Raw genomic sequence first — 13,013 nt, forward strand, 5'->3', positions numbered from 1 at the left:
AGCTCCGGTCCGCGCCTGGACCGGGGCTGGGTCAGCGGACCAGGCCCGGGTCCGGGGCCGGGGCCGGGCCGAAGACCACGGATCGGGCCCCGGGCCGGAGATTAGAGGCCGGGTCTCGGGCCGAAGACCGGGGGCCGGGTCCCGGGCCGAAGACCCCGGCCCGGCGAACCACGGGTCGGTCCGGGCCAGCGGCCCGGCGCCCGGGGTCAGCGGGCCAGAGCCGGGGTCAGTGGGCCAGAGCCGGGGTCAGCGGGCCAGAGCCTGCGGTCAGCGGGCCAGAGTCTGCGGTCAGCGGGTTAAGACCCGGGATCAGTGGGCCACCACCGGCACCGGCAGCTCGTCCTCGACGCCCTCGCCGGAGGCGACCGGGGTGCTGCCCGGCCGGCCCGCGTTGACGAAGGTGAAGGCGATCACCGAGGCGAGCGCCAGGATGCCGACGGCGAACCAGATCGCGGTGCTGTAGCCGTGCACCATGCCCTGGAGCTTGACCAGCTCCTGCTGCGGCCTGGCGGCGGCACCGCCGATGTGGTCCGTGATGTACGAGGTGGTCGCGGACGCGGCGATCGTGTTCAGCAGGGCGGTGCCGATCGCGCCGCCCACCTGCTGCGAGGTGTTGACCATCGCGGAGGCCACACCGGCGTCCCGGGGCTGCACGCCCTGGGTGGCCAGCGACATGGCCGGCATGAACGCCGTACCCATACCGAGGCCGAGCAGCAGCATCGCGGGCAGCAGCTGGGTGCTGTACGTCGAGTCGATCTTCAGCTGGGTCAGGATCAGCATGCCGAGCGCGGCGACCAGGAAACCGGGGCCCATCAGGAAGCGGGCCGGGACCCGGGTCATCAGCCGGGCGCCGATCTGGGTGGAGCCGGTGATCATGCCCGCCACCATCGGCAGGAACGCGAAGCCGGTCTTGACCGGCGTGTAGCCCTTCACGACCTGGAGGTAGTAGGTCAGGAAGAGGAACAGGCCGAACATGCCGATGATCGCGAGGCCGAGGGAGAGGTAGATGCCACCACGGTTGCGGTCGGTCACCACGCGCAGCGGCAGCAGCGGGGCCTTGACCCGCGACTCGACGAGGGCGAAGGCGACCAGCAGTACCGCGGAGGCGACGAACATCGAGACGGTCACGGCGTCGCCCCAGCCGTCGCTCTCGGCACGCGTGAAGCCGTAGACGAGGGAGACCAGGCCCAGGGTGGACAGGACCACGCCGGGGATGTCGAGCGGGGAGCGGTTGCGGCCGCCCTCCGGCTCACGGATGACGAAGTAGGCACCGGCGGCCGCGACGACGGCGAACGGGACGTTCACGAAGAAGGTCCAGCGCCAGTCCAGGTACTCGGTGAGGAAACCGCCGAGGATCAGGCCGACGGCACCGCCACCACCGGCGATGGCGCCGTAGATGCCGAACGCCTTGGCGCGCTCCTTGGCGTCGGTGAACATCACGGCCAGCAGCGAGAGCGCGGCCGGGGCGAGCAGCGCGCCGAAAACGCCCTGGAGGGCGCGGGCGCCGAACATCATCGACCCGCTGGTCGCGGCACCGCCGAGCGCGGACGCGGCGGCGAAGCCGGCCAGGCCGAGCACGAACGCGCGCTTGCGGCCCCACAGGTCGGCGATGCGGCCGCCGAACAGCAGCAGACCGCCGAAGGCCAGGGCGTAGGCGGTGACCACCCACTGGCGGTTGCCGTCGGATATGCCGAGGTCCTGCTGGGCGGAGGGCAGGGCGATGTTCACGATGGTGGCGTCGAGGACGACCATCAGCTGGGCGAGCGCGATGAAGACGAGCGCTTTCCAGCGGTTGGCGTCACCGCTCGGAGCGGCGGCGCCGCGAGCCTTGAGGGCTGTTTCGGACATGGAGGTACCCACTTCGGGACTTCGTGACGGAAAAGAGCAGAAGAGAGGGAGGCCGGACGGAAGGAAGGACCGCCGAGCCGTTCGGAACTAAGCGATATGGAACCGAGCGAAACGGAACTGAGCGAAACGGAACTGAGTGAGACGGAACTGAGTGAGACGGAACTGGGCGATGGGGAGCCAGGAGATGCGCAGCCGGTCGGTACGGAATCGGCCGATGCGGGACCGGGCGAGGGGGTAGGCGATCGCGGAAGCGGTCAGGACTGACGCAGCTCCTTCATGGTCACTGCCGTGCCCGGCAGGGTGGAGCGGGCCGGGGCCCGCAGGCCGTCCAGGAACAGCTGCAGATGACGGTGCACGAAGCGGTCGCCGAACAGACAGCCCGTACCGGCCGGAGGCCGGCTGAGCTGGGCCGCGGCGACCATCAGGTCACCGACTCCGACATCGGTCCTGAGCTGCCCGGCCGCCTTGGCGCGGCCCATGATCTCGTCGACGAGCTGCTCGACGCGCTCCCGGGACGCCTCCAGGTCGGGGTGGTGCTGGTCGAAGGTGCTGGAGACCATCGGGCACAGGGCGCTGATCCGCTCGTCGGCGGCGGCGTGCACGAAGCGCTCCAGTGCGGCGAAGGCGTCTCCGGTCTCCGCGAGGGCCTGCTCGGCCGCCTCGGCCGTGCGGTCCATCACGGAGCAGACGACCTCGCGGACGAGGGCGTCGCGGTCGGGGAAGTTGCGGTACAGCGTGGCGTTGCCGACACCGGCCCGGCGGGCGATCTCGTCGAGCGGCACGTCCGGGCCGTGCTCGACGAACATCTCCCGGGCGGCGGTGACGATCCGCTCCCGGTTGCGCACGGCATCGGCGCGCGGCCGGGGCACCTTGCGCTCGGGGGCTGCGGTCTGCACGGCGTCCTCCTCAGGTCTCGACGGTGTCCGGGCGGTGAGGGGATCCGGGGAGTGACTCCCCGTTTCACTCGGACACAGGTCTAAACGGGGAGAGGTTCCCCGGTTATTTCCCGCCGCCGAAAAGAATTCCCGTGACCTGGCTCACACCCGCCGCCTGGGCGTCCCACCCGCCCGCGCCGGGATTTCCCACGATCGGTCTCCTCCAGCGCGCGGCCGTCACCCCGGCGACACAGGGTGATCGCAAGGGTGCAGTCGGAGACCGGCGGCTGCCGTGGAGCGAAAGGTCCATGCATGCAGCCGCAGTCGCCCCGCAGCCGCCGCATACGCCCGCGTCGCATACGCCCGCGCCGTGTGGCCGCCCTCGCCGCGGTGACCGTCCTGACCCTCGCGGTCAGCACCTCGGCCGGAACCGGGCGTCTGACGGCGCGCACCACCGCGGGGCCGGTCGGCCTGGCCCGCTCCTCCGCACTCTCCCCCTGTTTCCTCCGCGGCGGCCTGGACGTGCAGATGACGGAAGGTCTGCCCACCCCCACCGGCTACTCGCACTCCACGGGCACGGTCCACGCCCTGACCCTGATGGTCGACTTCTCCGACGCGCCCGGACAGGGCAGCGCGCTCGACCGCTTCCACGAGTTCTTCCCGCAGACCCAGGAGTGGTTCCGCACGGCGTCCTACGGCCGGCTCGACTACCGCCCCGAGACGCCGATACCCACCTGGCTGCGGATGCCGAAACCCTTCAAGGCGTACGGCATAGAGCGCGGCGCGCCCTTCGACCCCGGCTACCGGGAACTGGTCCAGGACATCGTCGCCGCCGCCGATCCCGACGTGGACTTCCGCTCGTACGACCTGCTGAACGTGCTGGTCACCCCGAACGCCGGCCCCTCCGCCCTGGACACGGTGCTGTCCGTGACCTTCGCCGGCAACTCCGACGCCCCGGTCGCCGACGGCGTCCCCATATCCAACGCGTCCTTCGTCTACTCCCGCCAGGACGACGGCTCCGGCTCCTACGCCCGCACCGGCTACCGGGTACTGCCGCACGAGAACGGCCACACCTTCGGCCTGCCCGACCTGTACACCCAGGAGGGCGGGGGCGCGGTCGGGCACTGGGACATCATGAGCGAGGACTGGGGGGCCAACAACGACCTGCTCGGCTGGCACAAGTGGAAACTGGGCTGGCTGGACGGCACCCAGGTGGGCTGCGCGGGGGCCCGGGGCAGCGTCGAGTACACGCTGACCCCGCTGTACAAGGCGGGCGGCGGCAAACTCGTCCTGGTGCCGGTCGACTCCCGCAGCGTGTACGCGCTGGAGCTGCGGGCACCGGGCGGCAACGACGAGGACGTCTGCGAGCCGGGCATCCTCATCTACCGCGTCGACTCCACCGTGGACACCGGGCGCGGCCCCATCACGGTCTTCGACGGCCACCGCGACAGCGGCGGCTGCACCCGCAGCCCCAACGTCCACGCGGAACTCTCCGACGCCCCCTTCTCCGTCGGCCAGACCTTCAAGGACCCGCGCCACCGGATCACCATCCAGGTACTGAGCGGGACGCCCGGCGGGGCGTACCGGGTGCGCATCACTCGGGGGTAGGCGGGGGGGGACAGCGGGCCCCGCCTGACCGAAGATCACCCCGCACACACCTCGGCCCGATCCGGTACCCTGTGGACCGAGTACCGCGCCTTCGTAGCTCAGGGGATAGAGCACCGCTCTCCTAAAGCGGGTGTCGCAGGTTCGAATCCTGCCGGGGGCACCAGTTCAAAGGCCCCTCACCTACGGATTTCCGTAGGCGAGGGGCCTTTGACATCCACTTCTGACATCAACGAGGGCAGTCACCCCCGCTCGGGCCGCCTCTTCCGGAGCAGCCGGTCCATGTGACTCATGGCCTCCCGCTGGGTGTCCTGCACGACGTGCGTGTAGACATCCATGGTGATGCTGATCTGAGAGTGGCCCAGGATCTCCATCACCACGCGGGGCGCGACACCGGCCGCCGTGAGGAGGGTGGCCGTCCCGTGACGGGCATCGTGCAGCCGGATCACGCGGAGGCCGGCGGACCGGGCGACGCGGGTGAAGGAGCGGTAGACGTTGCGCGGCTCGACCGGGCGACCCGTCCGGGTGGTGAAGACGTAGTCCGACTCGTTCCACCCCTCCCCCGCCTTGGCGCGGGCGTCCGCCTGCCGCATGCGGTGCCACCGCAGGGGCGCGATGCAGAGGGCGGGCAGCGGGACGGCCCGGCGCCTGCGGCTCTTCGGGTCGTCGTCGTAGAGGACGCCCCGGCGGCGTTGGGTCTGCTGCCGGACGTACAGGACACGGTTGTCGAGGTCGAGGTCCGACCAGCGGAGCCCGATGATCTCGCCCCGCCGCAGGCCCATGGCGATGGCGAGCACGAACGCCGCGTATAGCGGGTCCTTCCGGGAGGCGGCCAGGAAGTCGAGCGTTTCGTCCAGGGTCCAGGGCTTGAGTTCCCGGTTGTCGGTGCGAGGCGGCTCGACGAGCTTGGCGACGTTGCGCGTGATCAGTTCCTCGCGGCAGGCGGAGGACAGCGCCGAGCGCAGAACCCGGTGTGACTCCTTGGCGGTCGCCGCGGTGGCCTCCTTCTCCAGGCGGACGATGAACCGGCGGACGTCGGCGACGCTGAGGGATTCGAGGCGCTTGGCGCCGAGCAGTGGCACGAGATAGATCCGGACGTGTGCCTCGTACTTGTCGTAGGTGCTGAGCTTGCGTCGGGGCTTGATGACGTTGTCCAGCCAGTAGGGCAGCCACTCGGAGAGCTTGGCGGAGCGAGTGGGCACGGGCACTCCTTGGTCGACCTTGTCGAGCAGTTCACGGCGCTTGGCGTCGCACTCAGCCCACGTCTTGCCGTAGGCGAACTTGCGAGCGCGGGTGCCGTCCGGCTGGAGGACGTAGACGGCGCACTGGTAGCGCCCGTCCTTGCGCTTGGTGATGGTGCCCGCGCCGTTCGGGTTGCGCTTGCGTTGACTGGCCATCAGGCCACCGCCTCCAGTTCGTTGGTGATGTACTCGCGGACGGCGCGCGCCGGAATGCGGCGGCAGCGGCCGATGGTGAGCGAGGGCAGCCGCCGGGAGCGGATGAGGTCGTAGACCGTGGAGCGGCCAAGCTTCAGCCGTGCCATCACGTCGGGCACCGTCAGCAGCTCGTCGTCATGCATGCGTCGGTTCTCCTTCGGTTCCGGGTGCGGGTTCGAGAGAAGCGGCCAACCAGGCTTCGGTGTCGGACAGGCCGGTGCCGGCGAACACCCAGTGAGCAAGGACGAACGTCGTGTCCGTCGGCCGTTCGTCGGTTGTTGCCTGGGCTCGGCGCCATTCGGCGCGGGCGTCGCGGAGGGCGCCGAGGGTGGTGGAGTAGCGGCGGGACTTGGTGGAGAAGTGGCCGCGGAACCCGAGCATGTGAGCCCAGGCGCGCAGGCGGAGGTGTTCGAGGTCCTTGCGGGCGCCGAGGGTCCAGGCCGTGCGGATGAGGCGGCGGGCGTGGTCGCTGATGTCGAGCTGGGCGAGTTCGGCGGCGAACTTGAGCGGGCGGTCGAGAGCTCCCGTGGCGGTCTCGGCGCCCTTGGTGGCGTACTTGGCGATGTACGCCGCGACGGCCCGCTCGGTCAGCTCCTGGCCGCCGTCGAAGTCGGCCGAGCGGATGGTGCGGACGTCGAGCTGTCGGCCGAAGGCGAAGGTGTGCGCACGGCCGTCGATGACCGGGCCGTCGACGCGGACCTTGGCGGCGGCGGCCTCGATGGCGTCCGTGAGCAGTTCGGCGGTCGCCCAGGCCGGGGGCGGAGTGTCGCCGCCACCGGGGCCGTCGATACGGATGACGGCGTGGAAGTGGACGGCTCCGCGCTTCTGGTACTCGGCGACCTTGGCGAAGGAGATGCGGGCGTGCTGGCGGAAGTGGCGCTGTGACAGGCCCGCGCGCTTAGCGGCCTCTCGGCGGAGGTAGATGGAGAAGCGCCGCCAGAGCTGTCCGGCGTGCGCGTTCCAGAGGACGGCCGCTTCGTAGTCGTAGGTGTCCGGGGCGAGCGGTGTGCCAAGGGCGTCGTCGTCCTGGTCGTGGTGGGTGCCGCAGCGGCAGGGGCGGCCGTCTGTGCGGCGGTTGTGGACCGGGCCGAAGCCGGGGGCGGTGAAGGTGGCGAAGACGCGAGGGTGGGCGGCGACGTGTTCCGGGGTGCCTTTGCCGCCGCGTAGTCCGGCGGTGATCAGGTGGAAGGTGTCGCGGCGGTAGACCTCGGCGCACGCCGGACAGCGGGTGGTGCGGCGGTTGTTGCAGCGGACGAGGAGCTGACCGGCCGGGAGGGCGGCCGAGTCGAGGTGCTGGAGGACGCGGCCGATCTCGCCGGTCGTGATGTCGACGTCGTACTCGGTGCGGTGGCCGTCCAGCCGGATCGGGTGCGTGCAGCCGCCCAGCCCGGAGAGCTGACGGAGGATACCCGGCAGGGTGCCGTCGGCGGCGAGGTTGCTGAGTTCCGGGAGTGGCGGCGGGGTGATGCGGGCGAAGATGGCGGTCTCCTTCTGACGGGCACTGTCGGGAGGGATCGGCCTCCGGGGCGGCGGATGCTGGCCGTGTCTCGCCGCCCCGGAGGTCTGGGCGCCTCAGCGCCGGTTGTGCTCACGGAGCAGCGAGCGCAGGACCACAGCGGCGATGGCTACAGAGATGGCCGTGACGGCGACGGCGGCCAGGAGCGCGGTGAGGACCACGCCCGCGACGACCACGGCCGCGACCGTCTTCTGGTCGATGGAGATCGACGGCAGGGCGCGTCGGGCGGGAGCCGGGTCGGTCGGGGCATGCGTGTGAACCGGCGGCGGGGTCGGGTTGTCCGGGTACTTGGGCAGAAACACGGCGGGCTCTCCTTACCTACTCGTCTAGTCATGTGAGCCGTTTACGACACCCACGCCGGACCGCGTGCCGGACTCGATGGCGGGCGCCAGGAAGGTGTGCGAGAGCCAGAAGCCGAACAGGGCAATGAGGACGACGATCCAGGTGCGGACGCCGAGGAACTTGATCGCTCCCCAGGCGAAGAAGCCGAGAACGACGACGAGCGGCAGGCTGACGGTCACGGTGGTCCGGGTCCTTTCAGCGGATGGGGCAGCGATGGGTGCGGGCGGCCAGTTCGGCGGCGGCGCGGCTGTCGTAGTCGGCGGAGAAGCCGCAACGCGGTGCGGTGCAGGCGGCGGTGTGCTTCTCGCGGCCGCGGTTGTCGTAGGCGGTGCCGACCTGGACGGGGCCGATGCGGGTGACGTTGCGGAAGCTGCGGTTGGCGGACATTCGGTCTCCTTTCAGAGGTGGGCGGCGATGGCTTCGGCCATGGGCACCGGGACGCCGAGGCGGGCGCGCAGGGTCGGGGTGTCGATCGGGGTGCCGGTTCGGGCGTGATGCTCGGCGGCGACCTTGCGGGCGTGGGCGACCAGAGCGGACGGCACGGATACGGGCGGGGGTTGAGGCGGTGCCTCGATGGCGGGTTGGGCGGGCGGTTCGGGCGCGGTTTCGGGCTCGTCCTCCTGGTCCTCGACGACCTCCGCACCGGGGCCCGTCTTCGGCGCGGTGTGCGCGAGGAGGGTGCCGCCGAGGAAAGCGACGGCGGGCCAGCCCGCGACGAGGATGCGCAGCCAGGCCGGGACGTTTCCGAGGTCGAGGAGGCCGGCGGTGGCGACGTTGGCGCCGAGGGATGCGGTGAGTGCGACGACGAACCAGCACCAGGCCGCCGTTTTGGTTGTACCGGAGCGCAGTCGACGCCAGGCGGCGACGAGCAGCAGGTCCACGGAGACGGGGTAGGCCCAGGCCTTCCAGCCGTCCTGTCCGGCCGCCACGGCGACGTCGTGCAGGTGGGCGAAGGACAGCGCGGCGGCGATGAGCGCCTGGACGAGCACCGCGTCGACGCGGACCAAGCGGGCGCGCATGATGCGGCTCCTTCCGGAGTCGAACGGAGGGAATCAGTCGATGACCGGGCGGGGCAGGAAGACCGGGGCCGCGGTCTCGACCGGGCGCACGGGTACGTCGGGCCGGAAGGGCTTCAGCGCGGGCAGGTCGGGCACCAGGTGGGCCGACTCGCGGCAGGTCTCGGCAGCGTCCCCGAGGGAGAGGTACGGCGTGCGGATGCGGGACCAGCCGCCAGAGGTGTCGCCCGCTACGGCCAGGCCGGGCCGTTCGGGAGCGATGGAACAGGCTGCCTGGACGGCTTCCGGTGCGATGTCGCCGAGAGCCATCTTCGCGGAGGCCTCGTCGTTGACGCGATGGCAGACGCGGCCGGTGAGCTGGGCGCGGAGCATGGTGGCGCCTTTGCCGAGTTCGGCGCCGAAGCGTTGCCCGCAGACCTCCAGATAGATGCCGGCGGCGCGGCCGAGCTGGGCGAGCCGGATGAGCTGGGTGACCATCTCGTCGCGGCGTTCCTCGTCCTTCTTGGTGGCGATGAGGAAGAGTTCAGCGACCTCGTCCACGAACAGGACGATTGGCACGGGGCGTTCGTGGTCGGGTAGGCCCCAGATGTCGGAGGTGATCTCCTCGTCCGGAGTGCCAGGGGTGATGCCTTGCCGGGCCTTGATCAGGTCGTACCGGTCCTCCATCTCGTCGACCAGCACGGGCAGCAGCTCGGCCGCCTGCTCCGGGTGGGTGGCCAGCGCGGAGAGCCGGGGTGCGAAGGGGGCCAGTTCGACGCCCCGCTTGCAGTCGATGCCGACCAGGGCGACGGACTGAGGAGCGAGCCCGGCGACCAGGTGCCGCAGGTACATGGACTTGCCCGACAGGGTGGCGCCGAGAGTGAGTTGGTGGGGGATGGTGCGGTAGTCCCGGACGAAGGGGGTGGCGTCTTCTCGCAGTGCGACCGGCACTTTGAGGGGGCCGTGCGCGGCCTTGCGAGGCATGCGCACCCGCCGTAAGACGTCGTAGCCGACGAGCCGCAGGTCGACGACCCCAGGCTTCACGGTGGTGACGTAGACGGCGTGGACACCCCAGGCGTGCCGCAGTCGCTCGGCGGAGGCCGCAAAGTCGGCGGGCTCCTGGCCCGGCGCCAGGCGAAGACGGATCCGCAGTCCGGTCGTGGTGGGTCGGATGATGCCCCGGCGCGGCGGTACGGGCCGCACTTCGCGCTGGGTCGTGGCCTTGACGGCGAGGACCCGCAGCCGGGAGGGAGCCACGGTCAGGCCGCATGCCTCCATGACCGAGCCGTAGGAGCTGAGCAGCCGGACCGTGGACACCGGAAGGCCGACCGTGGACCAGTACGCCGCCGGGTGCTTGGCCCGGGCGTAGGCGGCCCCGCCGCCGAGTGCGGCGACAGGACCACCCACTTCGAGGAGCGTCGTCAGGTCGGACATCAGGCGGCGGCCCCGGAGACGGCCGGGAAGGCGGCCGGGGTCACGGCGGCGGCCCGGTAGGCGATGCCGTGGCGCTGCTGGCCGTTGAAGACGGACTCCCACGGCCGGGCGATGAGGCCGGGCAGCGACACCGGCGAGCCGAGGATCAGGCCCTCGGAGACGCCGCCCTCGGGAACGGTGACCTTGATGAGCGAGGACTCACCGTCCTCGATGTAGACGACGCCGATGGTCATCAGCGCCTCGCCGCTGGTCGCGTCCTTGGCGATCTCGCCGGTCTGCCGGTCACGGACCTTCGGCTCGGGAGCCTCCGTGAGGAGGATCGTCGCGGCGGAGGTCTCAACGCGGATGGTGCGCAAGGTACTACCCCCATCTACTCGTCTATACAAGAGTCGATCCGTGAGCCCGATCTCCGGGATCACGTCGATCACCTTGCCACACAACTTGCCCACTCGTCTATACGAGTAAGCGTGTCGGTGTGTACGAGTTCGGAGAAGCGTCCCCGCGCACTACCGCCGCTCCCGGGATCAGGTCGCCGGGAGCTGGTACGACAGGACGTACGCGTCCGCTGCCATGACCGTGTCGCAGACCTCGACGGCGCGACCCTCGGTGTCGAAGGCGGTCCGGATCAGGTGGATGACAGGCACGCCGGCCGCCAGGTGCAGGAGCTTCACCTCTGCGGGCGAGGGCATGCGGGCGCGGATCTCTTCCTCGAAGTGGTCGAGGTGGTGCCCCAGCTCTTCGAGGCGGGCGTAGATGCCGCCGGGACCCGGGTTGGGCTCGGCGATAGGAGTGCCGCGGGCGATGTCGAGCGGGAGGTAGGAGGTCGCGAACTCGACCGGCCGCCCGTCGAGGAGATACCGGCGCCGACGAGCGAGGACGCGCCGCACCGACCCGAGCCGGGTGGAGATGTCCTGACTGGGCTTCTCCTCTTTGACCTCAAGGCTGTCGACCGTCGGATGACTGCCTGCGGCGTCGGCCTCCACGATGAAGGCGGACTTGCCCTGCTCGCGGTGGCGCCGGGCGAACCGGTCGGAGGCGAGCCGGCGCACCGGGGGACGCGGCCGGACGAAGACACCCTTGCCGTGTTCGGCGTGCACCAGGCCCTCACCCGTGAGGACGGAGAAGGAGTTCCGGACGGTCATCCGGGAGACGCCGTAGTGCTCGACCAGCTCGGCTTCGGAGGGCAGCTTCTCGCCCTCACGGAATCGCCCACGGTCGATGGCCTCGCGCAGCTGGTCGGCGATCTGCCGGAAGACCGCACGATCGCTCGTGGGGTCGAGATCACCGAGGAGGCCCGAAGGAAGAGGGCTCACGTGAGTACTCCTTTAGGTATCTAGACGAGTGGGCGACTTCTGTTGCTACGGTGGAGAGCCTAGCCAGCCGAGAGGGCCGAGGAACGTGAGCACTGAACGCCCGCACTCCGTGAGCGTCGCCGGGGTCGTCGTGGACGACCAGGGCCGGGCCCTCCTGATCCAGCGCCGGGACAACGGTCACTGGGAGCCGCCGGGCGGCATCCTCGAACGCGAGGAGACCATCCCGGAAGCTCTTCAGCGCGAAGTCCTCGAAGAGACCGGCATCAAGATCGCGCTTCCCGCGACTCTGACCGGCGTCTACAAGAACATGACAGGCTTGATCGTCTCGCTGGTCTTCCGCTGTGAAGCCGCCGACGGTGTGCCCACCACCGGTGACGAGACCCGCGCGCTGCGCTGGGCCACCCGCGAAGAGGTCACCGAGCTTGCCGACGAGGCGTACTCGATCCGCGTCCTGGACGCACTCGATGCGACGACCCCGCCGACCATCCGCGCCCACGACGGCGTGAAACTCGTCTAGCCCGAACCCGCTGCACATGGCGGCCTACCAGCGTAAAGGGACTTGTATGCACGAGTATACGAGTAAGGCTCGGGTCTGGGGGCTGAGTTGCCCAGGATTCCCCGAAGAGGTGAGCCGGGCCCGCCGATGGACCCGTGACATCCTGCGCGGCTCCCCTTTAGCCGACGACGCCGAACTGATCGTGAGCGAGCTGAGCGCGAACGCGATCCTCCACACGGCGAGCGGACGGGAGTACGGCAGCTTCCACCTGGCCGTCGCGGTCTCCGCTCAGGTGGTGGCGGTCTCGGTCACGGACGACGGCGGTACGGGGACGGCCCCAAAGGCCGAGCACCAGGACCAGGACGCCGAGCACGGCCGGGGCCTGGGCATGGTCAGCGTCATCGCTCACCGGGTCGTCGTGCACGACAGCGACCAGGGCCACACGGTCACCGCGGAGCTGTACGCGGACGCCCGGCGGGGAGGCGGCCCGTGCTGATGACGCCACCGCAGCGGGGCTACTGGTGCGAGTGCTGGACCGAGGACCTGACCGAGGAGTGGCCGCCGGCACTGCTGGCATCCTTCGACGCCTACTCCGCGCCGCAGGCGGACCGTTGGGTAGCGGTCGTACTCCGCACGATCTCACCGGCTCTGGACGCGGATGCCTCCGATGAGGCCTGGGAGTGGCTGTACGAGGGCCGAATCGAGACCCGACGAGCCCTGCTGCGTGCGGAGCCGTGCACGGTGTCTGTCACCCACGCCGGAACCCGGATCACGTGGACGATCCGACCGGTGCTCTTCCTGCCGCTGGCTCACCGCCAGGGCACCGAACTACCGGCGTGCGCATACTGTTTCAAGGCCCACGCGACCGACTGAGTTACAACTTTCTCTACTGGTTCAAGGCGGCTCGCTCCGCTCCCCGCGCGCGGCCCGGCCCCCGGCCGGGCCTGCGCTCCTGCCTCCGTCCCGCTCCAGCCCGGCCGGCACCCGTGCCGCGCTCATGGCAATGAGTCGCCTGATGCCAAAGAAGGGATACGTCGTGGCTGGGGCGGTCGGCTCCACGGCTTTAGCCACCTCCCCGGTCCGGGTCCCGCGTCGAGCAAGACCAGGGGGCCACTCGTGCACATTGCGGTCAGGCCCAAAGCCTGCCCGAGTT

General features: G+C 70.5%; 16 protein-coding genes and 1 tRNA gene. 5 read left to right on the forward strand and 12 right to left on the reverse strand.

Translation table 11 applies throughout. From position 1 onward, the window contains the following. Window positions 1-309: 309 nt before the first annotated feature. On the reverse strand, window positions 310-1,848 hold the full coding sequence (locus tag B446_RS16620) for an MFS transporter (RefSeq protein ID WP_043475765.1): 1,539 nt from the start codon (window positions 1,846-1,848) through the stop codon (window positions 310-312). A gap of 254 nt (window positions 1,849-2,102) precedes the next feature. Then, a complete protein-coding gene (locus B446_RS16625; protein ID WP_020940609.1) occupies window positions 2,103-2,744 on the reverse strand; it encodes a TetR/AcrR family transcriptional regulator in 642 nt (213 codons plus the stop codon). 291 nt (window positions 2,745-3,035) lie between these two features. Between B446_RS16625 and B446_RS16630 the strand changes: the two genes are divergently transcribed. Both B446_RS16630 and B446_RS16635 read left to right on the forward strand, forming a co-directional pair. Continuing rightward, the gene (locus B446_RS16630) at window positions 3,036-4,331 is read left to right on the forward strand and encodes a M6 family metalloprotease domain-containing protein (protein WP_043475768.1); all 1,296 of its coding nucleotides are present in this window, start codon (window positions 3,036-3,038) and stop codon (window positions 4,329-4,331) included. A gap of 87 nt (window positions 4,332-4,418) precedes the next feature. Then, window positions 4,419-4,494, forward strand: a tRNA-Arg gene (locus B446_RS16635). Window positions 4,495-4,570: 76 nt separating this feature from the next. Here B446_RS16635 and B446_RS16640 read toward each other — a convergent pair. From B446_RS16640 to B446_RS16685, 10 genes are all read right to left on the reverse strand, one after another. Continuing rightward, complete coding sequence (locus tag B446_RS16640) at window positions 4,571-5,725, reverse strand: tyrosine-type recombinase/integrase (RefSeq protein WP_020940611.1); 1,155 nt, start codon at window positions 5,723-5,725, stop codon at window positions 4,571-4,573. Continuing rightward, complete coding sequence (locus tag B446_RS16645) at window positions 5,725-5,907, reverse strand: helix-turn-helix domain-containing protein (RefSeq protein ID WP_020940612.1); 183 nt, start codon at window positions 5,905-5,907, stop codon at window positions 5,725-5,727. The genes B446_RS16640 and B446_RS16645 overlap by 1 nt, the downstream gene beginning before the upstream one ends. Next, a complete protein-coding gene (locus B446_RS40255; protein WP_078614725.1) occupies window positions 5,900-7,180 on the reverse strand; it encodes a replication initiator in 1,281 nt (426 codons plus the stop codon). Before B446_RS40255 ends, B446_RS16645 begins: the two co-directional genes overlap by 8 nt. 156 nt (window positions 7,181-7,336) lie before the next feature. After that, on the reverse strand, window positions 7,337-7,582 hold the full coding sequence (locus B446_RS16655; RefSeq protein WP_020940614.1) for a hypothetical protein: 246 nt from the start codon (window positions 7,580-7,582) through the stop codon (window positions 7,337-7,339). A gap of 24 nt (window positions 7,583-7,606) precedes the next feature. Continuing rightward, the gene (locus tag B446_RS16660; RefSeq protein WP_020940615.1) at window positions 7,607-7,801 is read right to left on the reverse strand and encodes a hypothetical protein; all 195 of its coding nucleotides are present in this window, start codon (window positions 7,799-7,801) and stop codon (window positions 7,607-7,609) included. Between the two features lie 16 nt (window positions 7,802-7,817). Next, a complete protein-coding gene (locus B446_RS16665) occupies window positions 7,818-8,009 on the reverse strand; it encodes a mobile element transfer protein (RefSeq protein WP_020940616.1) in 192 nt (63 codons plus the stop codon). 11 nt (window positions 8,010-8,020) lie between these two features. Beyond that, window positions 8,021-8,641 (reverse strand): DUF2637 domain-containing protein, encoded by a 621-nt coding sequence (locus tag B446_RS16670; protein ID WP_020940617.1) that lies wholly within the window; start codon window positions 8,639-8,641, stop codon window positions 8,021-8,023. Between the two features lie 33 nt (window positions 8,642-8,674). Continuing rightward, the gene (locus tag B446_RS16675) at window positions 8,675-10,051 is read right to left on the reverse strand and encodes an FtsK/SpoIIIE domain-containing protein (RefSeq protein WP_020940618.1); all 1,377 of its coding nucleotides are present in this window, start codon (window positions 10,049-10,051) and stop codon (window positions 8,675-8,677) included. Further along, window positions 10,051-10,407: a hypothetical protein gene (locus B446_RS16680; RefSeq protein WP_020940619.1), complete on the reverse strand. Its 357-nt coding sequence runs from the start codon at window positions 10,405-10,407 to the stop codon at window positions 10,051-10,053. Before B446_RS16680 ends, B446_RS16675 begins: the two co-directional genes overlap by 1 nt. Window positions 10,408-10,575: 168 nt before the next feature. After that, complete coding sequence (locus tag B446_RS16685) at window positions 10,576-11,364, reverse strand: GntR family transcriptional regulator (protein ID WP_020940620.1); 789 nt, start codon at window positions 11,362-11,364, stop codon at window positions 10,576-10,578. A gap of 109 nt (window positions 11,365-11,473) precedes the next feature. Between B446_RS16685 and B446_RS16690 the strand changes: the two genes are divergently transcribed. Genes B446_RS16690 through B446_RS16700 form a run of 3 tightly spaced genes read left to right on the forward strand, consistent with a single transcriptional unit; the run spans window position 11,474 to window position 12,733 of the window. Then, window positions 11,474-11,881: an NUDIX hydrolase gene (locus tag B446_RS16690; RefSeq protein ID WP_043475774.1), complete on the forward strand. Its 408-nt coding sequence runs from the start codon at window positions 11,474-11,476 to the stop codon at window positions 11,879-11,881. A gap of 46 nt (window positions 11,882-11,927) precedes the next feature. Beyond that, window positions 11,928-12,356, forward strand: coding sequence for an ATP-binding protein (locus tag B446_RS16695; protein WP_043475777.1), 429 nt, complete (start codon window positions 11,928-11,930; stop codon window positions 12,354-12,356). After that, window positions 12,356-12,733 carry a hypothetical protein gene (locus B446_RS16700; RefSeq protein ID WP_043478445.1) on the forward strand — a complete coding sequence of 126 codons (378 nt, stop codon included), beginning with the start codon at window positions 12,356-12,358 and terminating at the stop codon, window positions 12,731-12,733. The genes B446_RS16695 and B446_RS16700 overlap by 1 nt, the downstream gene beginning before the upstream one ends. Window positions 12,734-13,013 lie beyond the last annotated feature (280 nt).

It is taken from the genome of Streptomyces collinus Tu 365 (genome assembly GCF_000444875.1).
In the GTDB taxonomy this organism is placed as follows: Bacteria; Actinomycetota; Actinomycetes; order Streptomycetales; family Streptomycetaceae; genus Streptomyces; species Streptomyces collinus_A.